This is a genomic window from Lachnospira pectinoschiza, from assembly GCF_900103815.1.
GTDB lineage: Bacteria > Bacillota > Clostridia > Lachnospirales > Lachnospiraceae > Lachnospira > Lachnospira pectinoschiza_B.
Map to the genome: position 1 here is coordinate 15,998 of NZ_FNHZ01000008.1, position 20,454 is coordinate 36,451.

13 protein-coding genes are annotated in these 20,454 nt (G+C 35.5%); 7 read left to right on the forward strand and 6 right to left on the reverse strand.

The features are described from left to right. Positions 1-65 precede the first annotated feature (65 nt). Positions 66-5,990, forward strand: a complete 5,925-nt coding sequence (locus tag BLQ66_RS10600) for an Ig-like domain-containing protein (RefSeq protein ID WP_074522125.1) — start codon at positions 66-68, stop codon at positions 5,988-5,990. A 147-nt stretch (positions 5,991-6,137) separates the two neighbouring features. On the opposite strand, the gene glpK is transcribed toward BLQ66_RS10600, so the two are convergent. Next, positions 6,138-7,643: a glycerol kinase GlpK gene (gene glpK, locus BLQ66_RS10605; RefSeq protein ID WP_074522126.1), complete on the reverse strand. Its 1,506-nt coding sequence runs from the start codon at positions 7,641-7,643 to the stop codon at positions 6,138-6,140. Positions 7,644-7,724: 81 nt separating this feature from the next. After that, positions 7,725-8,642, reverse strand: a complete 918-nt coding sequence (locus tag BLQ66_RS10610; protein ID WP_083330350.1) for a YitT family protein — start codon at positions 8,640-8,642, stop codon at positions 7,725-7,727. Between the two features lie 210 nt (positions 8,643-8,852). Between BLQ66_RS10610 and trpS the strand changes: the two genes are divergently transcribed. Both trpS and BLQ66_RS10620 read left to right on the forward strand, forming a co-directional pair. Beyond that, a complete protein-coding gene (trpS, locus tag BLQ66_RS10615; protein WP_074522127.1) occupies positions 8,853-9,857 on the forward strand; it encodes a tryptophan--tRNA ligase in 1,005 nt (334 codons plus the stop codon). Positions 9,858-10,084: 227 nt separating this feature from the next. Next, positions 10,085-10,519, forward strand: coding sequence for a GatB/YqeY domain-containing protein (locus BLQ66_RS10620; RefSeq protein ID WP_074522128.1), 435 nt, complete (start codon positions 10,085-10,087; stop codon positions 10,517-10,519). Between the two features lie 76 nt (positions 10,520-10,595). On the opposite strand, the gene BLQ66_RS10625 is transcribed toward BLQ66_RS10620, so the two are convergent. The 3 genes from BLQ66_RS10625 to BLQ66_RS10635 are packed head-to-tail and all read right to left on the reverse strand — an operon-like array spanning position 10,596 to position 12,927. Then, positions 10,596-11,729, reverse strand: a complete 1,134-nt coding sequence (locus BLQ66_RS10625; protein WP_074522129.1) for an anaerobic sulfatase maturase — start codon at positions 11,727-11,729, stop codon at positions 10,596-10,598. A gap of 59 nt (positions 11,730-11,788) precedes the next feature. Continuing rightward, entirely contained in the window at positions 11,789-12,358 is a 570-nt protein-coding gene (locus BLQ66_RS10630) for a chromate transporter (RefSeq protein WP_074522130.1), read from the reverse strand. Beyond that, positions 12,355-12,927: a chromate transporter gene (locus tag BLQ66_RS10635; RefSeq protein ID WP_074522131.1), complete on the reverse strand. Its 573-nt coding sequence runs from the start codon at positions 12,925-12,927 to the stop codon at positions 12,355-12,357. The genes BLQ66_RS10630 and BLQ66_RS10635 overlap by 4 nt, the downstream gene beginning before the upstream one ends. Before the next feature lie 134 nt (positions 12,928-13,061). On the opposite strand from BLQ66_RS10635, the gene BLQ66_RS10640 reads away from it, so the two are divergent. The 4 genes from BLQ66_RS10640 (at position 13,062) to BLQ66_RS10655 (ending at position 19,489) form a co-directional block, all read left to right on the forward strand. Continuing rightward, positions 13,062-13,928 carry a LysR family transcriptional regulator gene (locus BLQ66_RS10640; RefSeq protein ID WP_083330351.1) on the forward strand — a complete coding sequence of 289 codons (867 nt, stop codon included), beginning with the start codon at positions 13,062-13,064 and terminating at the stop codon, positions 13,926-13,928. A gap of 27 nt (positions 13,929-13,955) precedes the next feature. Further along, positions 13,956-15,686, forward strand: a complete 1,731-nt coding sequence (locus tag BLQ66_RS10645; protein WP_074522132.1) for a BglG family transcription antiterminator — start codon at positions 13,956-13,958, stop codon at positions 15,684-15,686. 310 nt (positions 15,687-15,996) lie between these two features. Next, complete coding sequence (locus BLQ66_RS10650) at positions 15,997-17,853, forward strand: glucose PTS transporter subunit IIA (RefSeq protein WP_074522133.1); 1,857 nt, start codon at positions 15,997-15,999, stop codon at positions 17,851-17,853. 31 nt (positions 17,854-17,884) lie between these two features. Further along, positions 17,885-19,489, forward strand: a complete 1,605-nt coding sequence (locus tag BLQ66_RS10655) for a sulfatase family protein (RefSeq protein WP_074522134.1) — start codon at positions 17,885-17,887, stop codon at positions 19,487-19,489. A gap of 59 nt (positions 19,490-19,548) precedes the next feature. Here BLQ66_RS10655 and BLQ66_RS10660 read toward each other — a convergent pair whose 3' ends face one another. Beyond that, the gene (locus BLQ66_RS10660) at positions 19,549-20,304 is read right to left on the reverse strand and encodes a MurR/RpiR family transcriptional regulator (protein ID WP_074522135.1); all 756 of its coding nucleotides are present in this window, start codon (positions 20,302-20,304) and stop codon (positions 19,549-19,551) included. Between the last annotated feature and the right edge of the window lie 150 nt (positions 20,305-20,454).

The window sequence follows — 20,454 nt, forward strand, 5'->3', positions numbered from 1 at the left end:
ATACTGGCTTTGCGCGATGTAGCTTATGAGAGAAGGGACTTAAACATAAGCAGGGGGACAGCACTATGGAATTAATGAGAGTGGACAAAGGAAAGAGAAAAACTAAATTACGTCTTAGAAAAGATAGAGTTCTAGCTGTAATAAGCGTTATATTGGATATTGCCGTTTTGGTAAATTCAATATGGTTTATTGCGGCTTTTTTTAAAGCAGAAAATACAATTGCTACAACTGTAACTAACACCTTTTTAATTGGTACAGGTAGCCTAGGCACTAGTGCAAATTCAAGAAATATTGCAGTAGATGCTAGTGGTACAGTTTATGTAGTTTATAATACAGGTTCAACGGTTTGTTTTAAGACAAGTGCAGATAGTTTTACAGAAGAATATCCTCTTATTACAAGTGCCACAGGTTCTCCAGAAATAGTTTATTATGAATCGGGAAACTGTATGTTAATTTCATGTACTAATGGGTCTTCTGCCCTTCTTTATTATGGAAGTGGAACAAGCTTTAGTCAGAGTACTGATAATAGTGGAATTACAACTACTGCTAGTTCAGTTCATATGGCAATTTCAGGTGCCTATATTTATATGGTTGATAACACAGCACAGAATATTTGGGTGGCTACAACAGCTAGCTCTTATGGTGGTTATACAATTCAAGACAGCGTAACTGCAACTAATGCAGATATTGCAGCCACAGGCTCAACAGTTACTGTATCTGCGGAGGTTTCAGGATATCTAGCGGTTTATAGAAGTTCTGATGCTGGGGAAACATTTTCCGATTTAGGAATTACTGATACAGAGATAACAGGCCTATCTGTGGCAAATTATTCAGGAACTTCGTATATCTATGGAGATTCTGTAGGATATACTTTAGCTTCAAGTGGAACTAGCCTAACATCTATTGATGTAACTACATCTAGTTCAGGAATGAGGTCTGTGATTTATTCAAGTGGCCTTTATCAAACCTATTCAACTGGAACAGTTTATGCACTTAGTAGTGGAAATTCTACGGATGTAGCAAGCGGAACTAATCCAAGTATTGCCGTATCTAACGGAATTGCTTATGTAGCCTATGTTTCAGGTGGAGTGGTTTATGTATCAGAAGTTAGAGGCCTTGTATCAGGATATTATCTAACTTGTGATCCTTCTATGGTACAGTTCCTTATTGGCCAAGAAACAGCCATGCCTGTGGTATTAACAAATTCAACAACAAGTGCAATTACAATAAACTCAATTACAGCCCCATCAGGCTATACAATAACTTATGCTGGTTCAAGTATTACAGGTTCTGCTATATCATCAGGAGATGATTTAGCCTTTAAGTTAGTGCCAGATGAAGCGGTAACGTCAAGCATGACAGGTTCTATAACGGTTGGCTATAGTTATGCAGGTTCTAGCTATAGCTTAGTTATTCCAGTTAATACTTATACATCATCTACTGGAGATACTAATTATGATAACTTAACAACAACAGCTACAATTACTTATGATGCCACAACTAATGGTGGTGCTACAGATGCCACAACAGCTACAGTGGATATTGGTGACTTAGCAGACCTAACACCATCTGCCGTTAGATCAGGTTGTAATTTCCTTGGTTGGAACACATCTGCTACAGCAACAACAGCCCTTTCAAGCTTTATTGTTGCAAGGGATACAACCCTTTATGCAATCTTTTATGTACCTGTAACATCTATTACCCTTAGTAATTCCACCCTGTCTGTGGAGTCAGGTAGTACAGCCTCTCTTTCTGTTGCTGGCTACGAGCCAACAGATGCCACTTTGCAGACGGTGTCATGGACAAGTAGTGATACAAGCGTAGCTACAGTAGATGAAGACGGCCTTATTACTGCGGTTTATCCAGGTACTGCAACCATTACAGCAACTGCTGATGGTTCTGATGACAGTTCCGTAACGGCTACATGTACCGTAACGGTTACACCACGAAGCTATACCTTAACATATGATGCAGCAACTAATGGTGGTGTCTTAACAAGTGGAGACGAAACTAGTTCTGTTACAGTAACAGAAGCTTCAACAATATATTTAACTAATAGTGTAACAGCCGAGGATTATGTATCTTCATCAGATAATATGATTTTTATTGGTTGGAATACAGATTCTACAGCAACAACAACACTAGATAGTCTAACAATTGTAGATGGCCTTGCTAATACAAGTGATGTTATTACCCTTTATGCTATTTATGAGAAAATGGCAGTAACAGTTTATGACGAAGAAGATAATGTGGTAAGTGATTCAACTATGACAGTTGCTGAAAATCAGGTAATCGACCTTACAACAGTAGTTTCACCAACAAGCTATGTACCAGAATATACCTTGACTTATACAAGTTCTGATACAAGTGTTGCTAAGATTAATGAAGGACAGTTAGTAATGCAGTCAGGTTCAGGCGGAACAACAGGAGTTTATATTACTGTAACAGCCACACCAACAGACACTAGTTATGAAGAAGTATCTGCTACAGTAAATCTTAATATTACAGGAGCTCAGTGTATTATTACCTATGATGCACAAACTACAGGAGGTAGTGAGGATACTGTTACAGAAAGTCTTATATATGGAGATGAAGTAGATGTTTCTACAAGTTGTTATACAGCTACAAAGACCGGTTATACTCATATTGGCTGGGCTGTTTCAACAACTGCTACAACAGGTATTACAGCCCCTTATTATGCAACAGGAAATGCTACACTTTATGCCGTATTTGAAAAGATAAAAGTAACTCTTGATAATACAGCTATAACAATTACAGAAGGAGACACAGCAACTCTTACAGCAACAGTTACACCAACAGAAACATCAGATCAGTCTGTAACTTGGGCAAGTAGTAACGAGGCTGTTGCAACAGTGGATCAAAATGGTGTAGTTACAGCAGTGGCAGAAGGTAGTGCCTCAATTACTTGTACCCCAACAGCAGGTTCAGATGAGACCTCCTCTTGTACTGTAACAGTTGAACCATTTAGATATACTCTTACCTATGATGGAAATGATGGAGAGTCTAGTGTCACATCAGAAGAATATGCAGCAGGAGAGTCAGTAGATTTAACAGCTACAGCAACTAAGGAAGGAGCAATGTTTAGAGGATGGGCAACCACAGCTACAGCAACAGAAGCTCTAGATAGCTTTACAATGCCAACAAGCTCTACAACTCTTTATGCAGTTTATGAAGATTATGAAGTAACCCTTGATAAGGAAAGCATTACCTTTATGGAAGGGGAAAGTTCTACAATTATAGCAACTTTAACTCCAACGGATGCCAATCCATCCACAGTTCACTATGAATGCGAGGACACTAGTATTGCAACAGTAGATGAAAATGGAACGGTAACGGCAGTTTATCGCGGAGAAACTGTAGTTAATGCCATAGCAGATGTAGATGGAACTGTATTTGCAAGCTGTGCCATTATAGTAGAACCACTAGCATATCTTGTAAGTTATGATGCAGGTCTTGGAACTACTGATGCAGAGGAAGAATACGTAGAATACGAAACAGAGGCTGATCTATCCTATACAGCCGAAAGGGAGTACTATACATTTTTAGGATGGAATACAGATCCTTATGCAACAACAGCTTTAACTAGTCTTTCCGTAACTAAGGCCGTGACATTATATGCAATTTATGAGGAAATTTTGCCAACAGATATTAGCTTAGATCAAACTGAATTAACTATGACTGTTAGAACAACAGAGACACTAACAGCTACCATAACTCCAACAGATGCCCTAGATACAGCAGTTCGTTGGTATTCAAGTAATGAAACAGTTGCTACCGTTGATTCTACTGGAACTATAACAGGAGTTTCTAAGGGAACAGCTACAATTACAGCAGAGTCTAATGCAGTGTCAGGTCTTACAGCTACTTGTGAATTAACGGTTAATCCAGTTTATTATACAGTAACTTATGATGCCGAAACTAATGGTGGTGAGTCAGAATATGAGAGCTTGCAAGTTGAAGAGGGTGAGTCAGCCCTTATAAATGTAGTGGCAACAAAAACTGATTACGTCTTTGCAGGATGGGCAACTAGTTCTACTGCCACAGCGGATGATGTCTTAACAGAATACGTGCCAACAGCAGATGTAACCCTATATGCAATATTTGAAGAGTTGGAAGTAAGCCTTGATATGACTTCAGAAACCCTTATGGAAAGACAGACCATTACCATAACTCCAACAGTTACACCAAGCTACGTAGATGACAATACCGTTACTTGGTCAAGCTCCGATGAAACGGTTGCAACAGTTGATGAAGATGGTGTGGTAACGGCAGTATCTCAAGGCGCCTGTGTTATTACTGCTAAGGCAAATGCAGGCACAAATGTATTTGATCAATGTGTAATATTAGTAGAAGATGAAATCTATACAGTAACTTATGATGCCACAACTAATGGCGGAACAAGTTATATTACAGAAGAAGATATATCTTACGGAGATGAGGCAGATTTAACAGTACCAGCCTATAAAGATAATTACTATCACATAGGTTGGAATACAGATCCAGATGCAACAGAAGCCCTAACTTCAGTAGTGGTTTCAGGGCCTGTAACCCTCTATGCAATTTATGAGGTAAAGGTTCCAACAGCTATAGATTTAGGGGACGATATAAGTATTCAGATTGAAAGCGCAGATTATATTGACGCGACTATTACACCATCGGATTCCCTAGATACGAGTCTTACTTGGACAAGTAGTAACGAAGATGTGGCAACGGTAGATGACCATGGTAGAGTTGAAGCGCTAGCCCTTGGAACTACAGTAATTACAGCTACATCTGATGCAGATACAAGCGTTTCAGATACAGTAACTGTAACGGTTATAAAGAAGCGTTTCACAGTAACCTATAATGCAGAGTTTAACGGTGGTACATCAGATACTAGCTCCCTTACAGCAATAGATGGGGAAGAAGCTGACCTAAGCGTGGAAGCTAGCCGATATGGATACATTTTCCTAGGCTGGAACACTGATAGGGATGCAACAGAGGCCTTAACTTCTTTAACTGTTACTGAAAATGTAACTCTATATGCAATCTATGAAAAGATTGAGGGTAGCAACAAAGAGGTGGCGATACTTGATTCTGTAACGGATGGGGATTCAGATGTTACAGTAACTAGTACTTCAGACATGGCAATTGATGACTTAACAGATGAAGAGAAGGCTAATATTATAGCTGGAGCTCTTTCAGTTTCAGAGGTTTCAGAAGTTTATGCAGGTAATCTTGCAGCCGTAGTTGAGATTGTAATATCACCAAATAATCAGAGTATTACAAGTACCGACAGCGTGCTCTTGCTTAATATGAGAGATTCTAATTACACTGAAAATATTCACTTCTTTAACACAGATATATATAGAACTCTTAATTACACTAGTGGCACTACAGAGACCGAGGAATTAACAAGCCTTGATACTGCTATTAACCTTTGCTATACAATACCATCTGAAATTACGGTGGTTTCAAATAGAGGCTTTAGAATCGTAGCTGCCCATGAGGATGACAATAGTAATAAATACGCTCAAAGCTATTCAGATACAGATAGTACTTATGAAACTGTGACAATTAGTATTGATAAGTTCTGTTTAATGGGACTTATTTATAGAGAAGATGCAGATACTTCAAGTACAGATTCAGATTCAAGCACAGATTCAGGAAGCTCTAGCTCAGGAAGTTCTAGCTCATCTGGCTCAAGCTCAAGTGGAACTAGCGGCTCTAGTAGCTCAAGCTCTTCTAGTTCAGGAAGTTCAGGCACAGCCTCAACAACCTCAGAAGTTTCAGGAGTGCCATACGATGGAAATTCTGCCAATGCAAAATATGTAGTTGTTGGCCTAGCTACAACTCAAACCGGTGATAAGCCAAATACAGTTTGGTATATTACCCTTTGTATATCAGCAGTAATTACCAACCTAGCCCTAAAGAAGGAAATTGATAGGCGTAAACTAGAAAAGGCGGCAAGACTAAAGCTAAGGTCGTAAGTTAGCTAAAAGATAAGGATAATAAAAAATTTTATAAATGTAGGACAAAATAAGAATAAGCCAGCTAAACAAGTATTTCTTCGGAGCTTTTAGCCCGAATAAATCTACAACGTTTAGCTGGCTTATTAATTGCTTATTATTTTTTATTTAGTCATTTTCTGCATCTTCCCCCCAGACTCTAGCACACTTAACAGCACGCTTCCAGCCGCGAAGAAGTTTCTCTCTTTTATTATCATCCATGTTAGATTTGAAATTCTTAGCAAGTTTCCAATTATTCTTAATATCTTCCTTATTTTTCCAATACTTTGTGGATAAACCAGCAAGATAAGCAGCGCCAAGAGCTGTTGTTTCAATACAGCTTGGTCTGTGAACTTCAACCCCTAAGATATCTGCCTGAAACTGCATAAGGAAGTTGTTAGCAGCAGCGCCACCATCTACCTTTAAGGCCTTAAGAGAACAAGCACTGTCTTCCTTCATGGCCTCTAAGACATCTGCTACCTGATAGTCAATTGCCTCAAGAGTAGCCCTAATAAAATGTTCCTTCTGACAGCCTCTAGTAAGTCCCACGAAAGTACCTCTAGCATCAGAGTCCCAATAAGGAGCTCCAAGTCCTGTAAAGGCTGGCACAAAATACACTCCTTGGCAGTCCTCAATAGCATCTGCATATTCCTCTGACTGGGCGGCAGTCTTAATCATACGAAGGCCATCACGTAGCCACTGAATTGCTGCACCGCCGATAAAAACTGAACCTTCAAGGGCATAATTTATTTCATCTGAAGTAGAAGCTGCAATAGTGGTAACTAGGCCATTTTTGGACTTAATTGCATTTTTACCAGTATTAAGTAAAAGAAAGCAGCCTGTACCGTAGGTATTTTTGGCCTCCCCTTCTTCAAAACAGCACTGTCCAAAGAGGGCAGCTTGTTGATCACCTGCAATACCACAAATTGGCACCTCACCACCAAGAACCGTTGTATCTGTGTAGCCAAAAAGATTACTACTTGGCATTACATTTGGCAAAATGTTTCTAGGAATCTTAAAGTAATCAAGTAACTTTTCATCCCAATCTAGCTTGTGAATATCAAAAAGCATGGTTCTGCTTGCATTAGTGTAGTCTGTAGCGTGAACCCTTCCCTTAGTAAGATTCCAAACAAGCCATGTATCCACTGTTCCAAAGAGAAGTTTACCGGCATTGGCAAGCTCTCTTGCTGTAGGCACATTTTCTAAAATCCAAGCAATCTTAGAAGCGCTAAAATAAGCGTCTGGAATAAGGCCAGTAGTGTCTGTAACATAGTCAGATAGCCCGTCCTCCACTAGCTTATTAATAATTGGAGCGGTACGCCTGCACTGCCAAACAATGGCGTTATAAACAGGAATTCCCGTCTCCTTGTTCCAAAGAATTGTAGTCTCTCTCTGGTTTGTGATTCCAATGGAATCAATGTCTCTGTAGGATAGACCCGCCTTTAAAAGGGCCTCCATGGCCACACCTAACTGTGAGGACCAAATCTCCATAGGGTTGTGCTCAATCCAACCTGGCTTTGGGTAAATCTGCTCAAACTCTTTTTGCTCTTTTGAAATAATATTACCTTGCTTGTCAAAGATAATACAGCGAGAACTAGTAGTTCCCTGGTCTAGAGCCATTACATAATCTCTCATAATCCCTCCCATTAGTAAAATTAATTCTAAATTTAATTTATCGTTTTCTTATGTTTTTATTATTTTTCTTATGAAAATGTATTAATACTCCTTTGGTCTGTAGAAGCGGCCCTGCACCTGCTGGGTACGCATTACATTTACAAAAGCCTTAGGATCAGTGGTCTTAACGGCCTTTACCACATGAGAGCTCTCCTGTGATGAAATTACGGAATAGACCACATTTCGTTCGCAGTGTTCATAAGACCCCTCCCCTTCAAGAATAGTGGAGCTGTGACCGCTAATGGCAGCAATAGTTTCCACCACTTCTCTAGGTTTATTAGTGACAATAAAAAGGGTTGTCTCCTGATATTTTCTATAAAGGAGATGAAGCACCTGAGTTGATATAAACTGGAAAACAATGGAATACATGGCCTTGTCCCAACCAAAAAGGAAGCCAGCTATGGTAAGAATCACAGTGTTAAAGCCCAGAATTATATTAAAGGAATCTATCCCCTTTCTTTCTGATATGAAAATGCTAATAAAGTCGGTACCTCCACTAGTGGCCCCGCTAAGTAAACATATACTTATGGCTACACCATTAATGATTCCACCAAAGACAACTAAAAGTAATATGTCATTAGTGATTTTAATGGTAGGAAGTAAATCTGTTAGCACACTAGTTACAATAATCATATACACAGATAGAATTGTAAAATGTTTACCAATGTATCTAAAGCCTATATAGACTGGAATTGCGTTTATAAGCAGGTTAATTATGGTGTAGGAAACCTTAATATTAAAAAACTGCCAAAAGATTTGCTGGATTAAAAGAGTTAATCCTGTAGCACCTCCTGGAAAGGTGTTGGCGTTGCGCACAAATATCTTAATATTAAGCGCCATAATTACAGCGGCAAAACTAATAAAGATAAAGTTGCGAATTCGTAGCTTTAAACTTATTGTATTGCCGTTTTTAGGATTTTTTAAACAAGTAGATGTGTTTTGATTTTTCTTAGTTAACATGTTATTTCCTCTTTTTATAAATTTGTAATAAAACGACAAAATAATAGAATTTATTCTCCTCTAATTATAACAAATCTAGGGGATAAAACGAATATATAAGGAATATAAATTTTCACTTTAATAAGTTAAAGAAGTGTGGTAAAATCGTATTCATGGTGTATAAAGATACATTTTCACATCAATAATAAGACTAAAAACAGGAGGAAAGTTATGGAAGAGAAGAAAAGAATGCTATCAGGCATCCAGCCAAGCGGCGACTTACATTTAGGTAATTATTTAGGAGCCATTAAGAATTGGTCAGACAGAGTTAACGACTATGACTGCTTCTATTTCATGGCTGATTTACATACAATTACGGTTCGTCAGAATCCCGCTGATTTAAGAAAAAGATCTATTAATCAGTTAGCACAGTATATTGCTTGTGGTTTGGACCCTGAACAGAATACATTGTTTTTACAATCTCACGTTCCAGAACATGCGCAGCTTGCCTGGGTACTTAATTGTTACACAATGTTTGGCGAACTACAAAGAATGACACAGTTTAAGGATAAGTCTAGTAAGCATAAGGATAATATCAATGCAGGTCTATTTACATATCCTGTACTTATGGCAGCAGATATTTTACTTTACCAGCCAGACTACGTACCAGTAGGTGAAGATCAGAAGCAGCATGTTGAAATCTGTAGAGATATTGCCCAGAGATTTAATAGTATCTACGGAGACGTATTTAAGGTTCCTGAGCCACTTATTGCTAAGACTGGCGCTAGAATCTATGGCCTTAACACACCAGGAGATAAGATGAGTAAGTCTAACCCTGATGGTTGTGTATTTATTATGGATGATCCTGATACAATTGCTCGTAAGTTTAAGAAGGCAATTACAGATTCAGATACAGAGAATTGCGTAAGATACGATAAGGAGAATAAGCCGGGTGTGGCTAACCTTATGAATATCTACTCAACAGTTACAGGCAAGACTTTTGAAGAAATTGAAAAGGAATTTGATGGCCTTGGATATGGTAAGTTTAAGCCTGCAGTAGGAGAGGCAGTTATTGAACATCTCCGTCCAATTAGAGAAGAGTCAGAAAGACTTATTAAAGATAAGGCTTACTTAAATGACGTTTATATGCAGGGTGCCGAAAAAGCTGGCTATATTGCTATGAAGACTCTTCGTAAGGTTTATAAGAAGGTTGGTTTCTACCAGCTTACAAAGTAATTGATTTACTTTAAAGATGTATTAATTTTATAATGATAGAAATTACAGGTTAGCTATTCAGATAATGAATAGCTAATTTTGTAACTCCTATAAATAAAGAAGAATTCTAAAGGAACGTTAGTTATTATTTATGAAAATGTATTTAGCTATCTTAATTGCTGACTTAAGAAAATGCATGGCTAACAGTTACTTTAAAAAGAATTTTAACCTAGATTAAGGAGGATTTTATGACATTAGAAAAATTACAAAAAGATATGATTGCAGCTATGAAGGCACATGAAAAGGATAGAAAGGAAGCTATTTCATCTTTAATCGGTGCAGTTAAGAAGTATGCAATTGATAACGGCAGCAGAGACAACATCACAGAAGATATTGTTGATCAGGTGGTTTTAAAGGAATTAAAGACAGCTAAGGAGCAGGTTGATTCTTGCCCAGCTGATAGAACAGATCTTTTAGAAGAATATAAGTTAAGATATGACATTATTGCAGAGTACGCTCCAAAGATGATGTCTGAAGAAGAAATTGTTGCCTTACTTGAGAAGGACTTCGCAGAAGTACTTGCAAGCAAGAACAAGGGTCAGATTATGAAGTCAGTAATGCCAGCACTTAAGGGTAAGGCTGATGGAAAGCTAATCAACCAGATTGTAGCAAGATATTGCTAATTAATAAGAATATAGATGGCCCTTAGGCAATATGAATAAAAAAGTGCCTTTCTCATATTGAGAAAGGCACTTTTATTTATCTTCCCATCACATAATTTGTAAGTTCAAGGAGCTTATCAAAACGCTCATCAAAGAATCTTTTATAAGCTTTACAAAAGTAATTAAGACCCTTTGTACCATATCCAAGCTCTTCATCCTTTGCAGTAAATCTGTTTCGATAACAAGCCCCTCGACAAAGCTTAAACCATTTACAATTTAAGCATTCATCAGGTCTATAATAAGAACGCTCAACAAAGCTTATTTCTTTACGCTTTTTATCTATAGTTTCAAGGCTATCGTAATTTAGATTGCCAAGCTTTAAATCGTCTAATACGTAGAAGTCGCAAGGATAGACATTTCCATTAGCCTCAACAGTATAGGCAATTCCACAGACTCCGTTTTGCTCACAGGATTCTGGAGGATATCCAGCAATAATACCCATGTAGTTGTCAAACTGGCGAATGAAGGGAGGTGTTCCCTTTAAAAGATCTTCATACCATAAATCAAAAAGGTCAATTAAAAATTGTCCGTAGATTTCAGGGGTAAGGGAGTATTCCTCTTTCCCTCTTTCTTCTTCTAGAGGATCTAGACAAGAAATAAATTGTAGGTATTTATAGCCCTTAGCTTTATAATCCTTGTAGATCTCTTTTATATTTTCTGCCACAGCTCTATGAATAACCGTAAGTACATTGTAATCAACTCCGTATTTATCCATAAGTTTAGTGGCTTCTATATTCTTCTTATAGCTATTACCCTTATCCTTAGGATGTCTATAGGCATTATGAATTCTTTCAATACCATCGATTGAGATACCTGTTAAAATGTTATTTTCCTTTAAAAAGCGACACCATTTTTCATCAATCAAATAGCCATTAGTCTGTATTGCAATTTGGATTTGAACCTTATTTTTATTGTAGATTTTAAGAAATTCAACAGCCTTTTTGAAAAAATCTAGGCCGCAAAGTGTTGGCTCTCCCCCTTGAAAAGCAATAGAATAAAAGCCTTCTGCCCTAGTAAGGGTGTTCTTAATAACATTTTCAAGAGTCTTAATTGACATCATTCCAAAGGAGGCAGTCTGTCTTTTGGCGCTTTCGTCGCAATAAAAACAGTAATCACAATTAAGATTACAATTTCCTGACGCTGGTTTTACAAGTACGCTAATTGCTGGCATAAGAACCTCCTTTTCTTTAAACTAATATTATTATATCAAAAAATCATGCTATAAACTAACTATAGACTTGAAGTTGCAAATTGAACAATTAATTCTGCAACACCACAGCCTACCATTACAAGAATAGGGTCACATTTATATTTCTGCAGACAAAATAGAGCAACTAAAAATAATACAAAGGCCCTAATATTAACATCTGTTGCTATATGAGCAAAGCCAGCTGGTAATACTGTAGGAATTAAGATAGTAAGACCGGCTGTAAAAATCATTGCAATTACTGCAGGTGCTAGGGCGGATAAAACCTCCTGTAATGTGCTTAAATTCTTAAATTTAACATATAGCCAAGCAAGTATTGTAACAAATATACAAGAAGGCAAGATTACACCAAGAGTTGAAACAATAGCTCCCGGAATACCAGCTACCTGATTACCTACAAAGGTTGCTGAATTTACAGCAATAGGGCCTGGTGTCATCTGGGAAATTGTTACTAGGTCAGAGAAATCGCTTGTGCTTAACCAACCATATTTATCAATAACCTGACTTTGAATAAGGGGCATAGCGGCATAACCGCCACCAAAACTAAAGGCTCCAATTTGTAAAAATGCTAGGAATAATTGAATATATATCATTTAGAAGCCTCCTTAATATTTTTTCTGCTCTTTATAAATGCCTTGCAAAGACCATAGGCAATGACAATAAGGATTATAATTACAACATTTACATCGAAGTAATAATTAGCTATAAAGCTGGCAATAAGGATTATTATCTTACTAATATCCTTTTCTTTTAACACATCCTTAGTCATGTCATAAACTACTGAAATAATAACGGCACTAACACCTGAACGCATGCCAAGAAGTAAGGCCTTAATTACTGTGTTGTTCTTAAAAGCGGTATAGCAAGCGGAAATAGCGCTAAGAATTATAAAAGGTGGAATAATAGCTCCAAGTACAGCACATATAATTCCTGGGATTCCACAAATCTTATAACCTACTACAATGGAACCATTTACTGCAATCGCTCCTGGTGATGACTGCGCAATTGCCACTAAATCCAACATTTCTTTTTCATCTATCCAATGTAATTCATCAACAAATTTCCTCTTTAGCAGGGTAACAATTACATAGCCGCCGCCAAAGGTGAAAGTACTAAGATATAATGTTGAAAAAAATACTTTTTTTAATTTTTTTATATCCATTTTTCCTCCTAATTTCAAGTTTTTACCTTGTCCTAATTTTTTTCACATTATTATTGTATACCTTGTAAAAAGATAGGTAAAATTGTATTATTTTATTATAATCATAGCTAATAGACTATGAATAGGAGGGATAAATGAATTTAAGACAGATAAGAATATTTTTAACGGTTTGCAAATGTAACTGTAATATAACGGCAGCAGCTAAGGAGCTACATATGACACAGCCTTCAGTGTCAATTGCTATAAAAGAAATAGAAAATTACTATAACATAGTTTTATTTGATAGACTCTCTAGACGTCTATATTTAACAGAAGCTGGCAAAGAACTATTAAAATACGCCGAAAGGCTTGTGAGCGTTTCTGAGGATTTAGAGGAGAAGATGTTATCCTGGAATAAGGCCGAAAGAATTAGAATAGGTGCTAGTTTAACAATTGGTAGTGAATATATTGCAGAATATGTGCAGCAATTAAAGGCAAGGATTGAAAATGTTGATGTAAGAGTTCTAATAGAACCCTCAAGATATCTAGAAAAAAAGCTATTAACTAATGAGCTTGATATTGCATTAGTGGAAACTTCCGTTCATATAGAAGATTTAAATAGATTAGAGTACAGGGAAAGCCCCCTTGTAATAATAGCTCATAAAGATAGAATAAAGGCAGATAAAATCTCCCTAGAGGAGTTTATAGAACTTCCTCTACTTTTAAGAGAAAAGGGCAGTGGTATAAGAGAGACCTTTGATAGAGTAATGGAGGAAGCTGGTGTAAATGTAGATCCTATCTGGGAAGCCCAAAGCACCATGGGGCTTATTAATGCCGTTTCTATGGATATGGGAGTTTCAATTATTTCAAAAAAGATTTTAGATAGTAGGGTTTCTGATAAGAATATCAAAGAAATAAAGGTAGAGGATATGGAATTTATACAGCATTTTTCTATTGTCTATCATAAGGATAAGGTTTTAACACCGGCAATTGAAGAGTTGATAAGGATATGTTGTGGGTAAATATAGTAATGTAAAAGGGGTAAAGATATGTTAACAGAAAGACAGGTATATATAGTTGGTTTATGTATTAATCCTTCTATTGTTAGGACAATAGGTGAAATTTCAAAGATACTAAAGGTATCAGAAAGAACGGTTTTACAGGAAATAAAAGAAATAAATGAAGAATTAGGGGATAAGTTAGTTTGTAAGAAAGGAAATGTATATGTTAGCAAAACATTTTCTAAGGATTTTTTAAAACAGCTTCAAACTAACTGTGTGGGCTATACAAAATATGATAAGTACAAACGAGATAGAGTAATTATGACTTATTTGGCCTTTAGGGGAGACTATGTAAGTTTAGAAGAAATATCAGAGCATATATTTTTATCTAAAACAGGTCTTTATAAGTATATTAAATCTGATTGGAGATTACAGGAAAGTTTAGAGTTTGATCCGGTTAAAGGAACTAGGCTTAAAGGTATAAACGAGTGGAAGGAAGAAGAAATAAGAAGATTTATAAGTAGAAATATTAACTGGAACTATGAAAAATTAGAATTTTTAAATTTGGATTTTGAGCCTTTGAAAATGATTAGCTATATTGAAAAAATTTATGACGAATATATGATTATTTCTGGAAGAACTGTTGCTGATATAGTAAAAACGGACATGGTTAATTATATAGCAGTCACAATAATTAGAAAAAAGACTGAGCATGAATTAGAGGAAGAAAGTTATACAGGGGAATTTACTAGAAGTAATTTTCTAGAAGACATTTCTAAAAAAATAGAAGAGGAATTTAATGTTAGATTTTCAGATCAGGAAAAAATCTTAATGGAAGAGGTGCTTAGAAGCGCAGAGCAAATTAATTATTCATTTGGAAAGAATAATCCCGACATCAAAAAAATTCAAAAAATAGTTGAGAAGTATCTTATAGATATAAAAAGAAAGATGCATATTAAATTTGATGAAAATGAAGATATGAATTTTAAGTTTTCTCTACATTTATTTCATCTAAAGAAAAGAATGGAGCAAAATGTATATACTCCTAATCCTGATAAAAGAGAAATAAGCGGCAGATTTCCTTGGGCTAGTGCCCTGGTAAGAGATTATTTATTGCCAAAGCTAGATTTTAAAGTACAGGAAATAGAAATTTCAGCTTTAATACTTTATACGGAGATTTACTTAAGAAGTGGAAGGGAACAATTACACGCATTTTTTATTACTAGAGATGTTCCAGGTAGAATTGTCTATACCTTAGAAATGTTAAAGACTGTTTTGTCAAAGGAATTATCTTCAATTGAATTAGTGCCTTTTTACAAATTTGATTTGTTAAAGGAAGAATATCTTAAAAGGAAAGCAATATTTATAACTACTGAGGCGGATGTAGCAATATTATCAAAGCAAATGGTTTTGATTCGTCCGCTTATGGAAAAGGATGAAGAAGAAAGAGCGGTTAAACTAATAAAGTTAATGATAAAGGAGAGTGAAGCGGAGAAAATAAATATAGATGTAAAGGAGCTTAATTTAGATGGGGAGGAATTTTTAGAAAAAGAAGATAAGGATAGATATATCGTTTCTAATTATGATTATTTAATTGACTATAATTTTATATCTGATGAAGAAAGTTCATTAGATAGGATAAATTTTGATAAGCAGATTGAATATAGAAATCATATGGTAAAAGGAATTATAAGAGCTAATTTATGTCCAGAAAAAACTAATCCTTATTTATTTACAGATAAATTAATAGATATACTGTTAAATGTGAACGCAGTGTAAGCAATCCCCCGCTTCAAAAGCGTAAGCTTTAAGCGGGGGTATAAAGCTTACTAGTGTCAGAAGGGGTTAAAGCCCCTTCTGACAGGTGGCACAAAGTGCCACTGCGTTCATGAGGAAGTAGCGAAGCGGATTCCGAATGTCCGCTTTACTAATAACTAATGTGTACTTTTTTGCAAAAAAATCCGCAGAATAGTGAATGGATTTTTCTTTTCATAATAAATTATACTGTATCTAAATCAAAAAGACTTTTTGAACGCACTAAAAAATGTAAGAAATATAATGCAAATCTTTAAGTTTGGGAGGATTTAGTATGGGTGATTACGCAAAAATTGCAAAAGATGTATTGGATAGGGCTGGTGGAAAAGAAAATATAAAATCCGCTATGCACTGTATGACAAGACTTAGATTACGCATAAATGATGCATCTAAGTTTGATGTGAAGGCTATGAAAAACGTTTCGGGGGTTATAGACGTTAAAGTAGTAGGTGAACAATATCAAGTTATTATTGGACAGACAGTAGATAAGGTTTATAAGGAATTTATTGCGCTGGGGGTTAGCGCAGAAGATTCTGATGAGCAAGATACTAATGAAGTAAAAGAAAAATTTAGTCTTAAAAGTTTAGGAACTGGAATTGTTAATGCAGTAATAGGTTCTACAATACCTGTATTATCAGCCATGATCGGTGGCGGAATGTTAAAGGTTATTGTAATGCTTATTCAGCAGATTAATCCGGCATTGGCAACTAATGAAACATTAACACTTATTAAGATGCTAGGAGATTCTGTATTTTATTTTATGCCTGTAATTATTGCAGGGGCAGCAGCTAAGCATTTTAAAACAAGCTTACCAATTGCAGTTGCCTTAACAAGTTTCTTGATTTGTCCAGATTTTATTGCAGGTCTAGCAGATGGTTCTATTAGTAGTATTATAGGGCTACCAGTAACAGCCGCTAAATATTCAAGTACTGTTTTACCAGCTATTTTAACAGTATTTGTATTATCAAAAGTTGAAAAGTTAATTAAGAAAATAATTCCTGAGGTTTTATCAACAGTTTTAGTACCAACTTTAACAATGCTTGTAATGTTACCTTTAATGATTGTAGCATTAGCACCACTTGGTGATTGCATTGGTACATATATGGCTAAGGTACTTATGTTTATGTATAACAATTTAGGCTTTGTAGGAATGGGTGTAATGGGAGCTTTAAGACCATTACTTATCTTTACAGGAATGCACCATGCCTTATCACCAATTGCACTAAACTTTATTACAACACAGGGCTATGATCCATTTTTCTTTAATACAGGTATTACATATGTAATTGGTTCAGGTGCAGCATGTTTAGCAGTATTCTTTAGAGCAAAGGATAAAGCAGTTAAGTCTAATGCTTTTACATGTAGTACAACAGCTATTTTAGGTGGTATTACAGAACCATCATTATATGGAATCTTATTTAGATATAAGAGACCACTTATTGCAGTTATGCTTGGAAATTTTGTAGCTTCTGCTTATATGGGACTTACACATACATATATGTATGTTATGCCAGGTAGCACAGGTGCCTTTGGTCTTCCTTCTTTTGTAGGACCAACCTCTGCTAATCTAATTAACGGTCTTATAGCTGTAGCATTATCAGCAGCAACAGCTTTTACAGCTACTATGATTTTAGGAATTAAAGAGGAAGCTAGTGAGAAAAAAGACGAGAAAATTAAAGAATGTGCAGACAATGAAATCCTAGCTCCAATTTCTGGAGAGGAATATAGTATTGAAGAAGTTAATGATGAAACTTTCGCAACTAAGATATTAGGTGATGGTACAGCCTTTAAGCCAGTAGGAGATAAAGCTATTATATGTGCTCCTGCAAATGGAAAATTAATAACTGTTTTCCCAACTAGTCATGCATTTGGTCTTGTATCAAATGAAGGAGTGGAAATGCTTGTTCATATAGGAATTAATACAGTAGAAGCAAATGGTGATGGCTTTAAATATGTTGGACCAAAAGAAGGAAGCCAGGTAAAGGGCGGAACACCAATTGTTGAAGTTGACTTAAAGAAGTTAGAGAAGAAGTATGATATGAGTACAATGCTTATTATTACAGATTCTAACGGTAAGAAGATTGGTTTTAAGAAGGGTAATGTTTCTTGTGGAGATGTTATTGCAGTTTAAATAAAAGAAATGTGAAAGAGAAGTGAAAGTTATGCCTAAGAAGAAAACTAATATAATTATTATTAATCCAGATGAGATGAGATTTGACACCATGGGACATATGGGTAATCCTGCAGCTAAAACACCAGCATTAGATAATTTTGCTAATAATGAAGCAGTGTCTTTTAAAAATTGCTATGTCCAAAATCCTGTGTGTGTACCTAGTAGATGTAGTTTCTTTACAGGTTTGTATCCTCATGTAAATGGACATAGAACTATGTCACATTTATTACAGCCTCATGAAACAAGTATGTTTAAAGAACTTATGAATCAAGGCTATTATGTTTGGATGAATGCAAGAAATGATTTAGTTGCAACTGAATATGAGGGCTTAGTAGAAAGTCATGCAGATGAAATCTTTTATGGTTTTAAGGATGAGAGAAGGAATAGTTTTACAAGAGGAAAGTTAGATAATCCTATAGAAAAGGAAGAAGAAATTAAAAAATTTAGGAACTCTTTCTATGAGGGTAAGACTGATGGTGCAATGGATCGAGATTGGGAGGATATGGAAGGCGCTATTGATAGAATTAAACATATGAAGGAATTAGATAAGCCTTTATGTTTATTCTTAGGCTTAATGAATCCACATCCGGAATATAGATGTGAAGAGCCTTGGTATTCATCTATTGATAGAGAAAAAGTACCAACACGAATTAAAGCAGAAGAATGCACTAATAAATCTTTTATTGAAGAAAAAATTCGTGAATATCAGAATTTAGGAGATTATTCAGAAGAATCCTGGAATGAATTAAGGGCTACATATTTGGCACAATGTAGTAAGGTGGATGAAATATTTAAACGAGTATGTGAGGCTTTAAAAGAAGTAGGCGAATATGATAATTCAGCAATATTTTTCTTTAGTGATCATGGAGATTTTACAGGGGATTATGGCTTATCTGAAAAAGCACAAAATACCTTTGAAGATTGTCTAACAAAGGTTCCTATGCTTATTAAACCACCAAAGGATTTTGGAAAAATAGATCCTGGAGTTACTGATTCATTAATAGAATTAGTGGATTTTTATGCAACAGCCATGGATTTTGCCAATGCAGAGTCAGAGCATGACCATTTTGGAAAAACTATAAGACCTATTTTGGAGAATCGTGAAAATAAAATTAGGGATTTAGCTTTTTGCGAAGGTGGAAGAATGGCCTATGAAGATCATTGTGATGAATATCATATAGCAGGTCCTAATGGCCCTAATAAAAATGGCTTATATTGGCCAAAACAAAAAGCTCAATCAAATTCAAAGGCACATGCAAAGGGAACAATGGTTACAGATGGTCATTACAAATATGTGCATAGAAGCGAAGGCTTGTGTGAGCTATATGATTTATATAAAGATAAAGGAGAGAGGTACAATTTAATAGATAATCCTGAATATAAAGAAATAGTTATAGATTTAAAGATGAAAATGTTAGATTGGTATCAAGAAACTTGCGACATAGTACCAAGAAAATATGATTCAAGAGTTACAGCAGAAAGTATTATTAGAATGGTGGGCGGCCAGATTAGTAAAGAAAAAGAAGATGAAATAAGAAAGTTAATTGGAAAAGGTTCTCCTATGAGTAGCGTACTTGCTGTTGCAAAAAGTTAGAAAAATGTAAAAACCCCTGATATAAAAAACAATCATACCATTATGATATGATTGTTTTTTTATTTGGCTTCACGAAAGTAAGCCTCCATAACTAGTTCAATTCCAAGAAAGAAAGATATAGCTTCATCAAGTATATACTGACAACCAAGATGAATTGCTGATGGAAGAATTAGTTTGTCTTCACACATTAAAGAAAGTTTAGAGTTGTGGTCCATTGTAAAGAGAAGTACTGTGACCCCCTTCTTCTTTAAATCTTCTACATGTTCAAGATAAATATCTGAGGCACTAATTGAAAAAATAATTAATATATCATTCTTTTTTAAAGTCTTGATATTGAATTCAAAATTACTAAGATCTGACGGTACATAAGCCGATTTGCCTTGTCTTAAAAGTCTAAAAGCCATTTGCTTAGCGCTTAACATAGAATGATAATTACCAAAACATAGAATAGTGTTAGCTTTCTTAATTTTATTAGCAAAGGTTTTAGCAATTTCATAATTTTCGACAGTTTGGATTCCTTGTAACAAAAATTCATAGTACTTTAATGGCGTGTTTTCACCGTCAGAAAAAGTTTTATTATCTGATGTGTTTTGCGGTTCTTCTAAAAATGCTTTACGAAAATCTGAATAACCATTAAAACCTAATTTGTGGCAAAAACGGACAATAGCACTTCTTGAAACATCGCAACTATGTGAAAATGCTTCACTATTTAGTCTTTGTAAATCATAAGGGTATGAAATTATATAATCTGCAATTTTTCTCTCATTTCGAGAAAATTCAGGAAGTTGTTCTTTGATTTGTTGTAATAAAGTCATAATTTTACCTCCTTAATACAACTATATCATAATTGACAAATTTGGCAATGGCCATTTGTTAAAAATCTACAAAAACGACCGAAAATGGAAAAATATTTTGTAAATATGTTGCAAAAACGGACGAAATGAAGTAATCTAAAAATGTAAAAA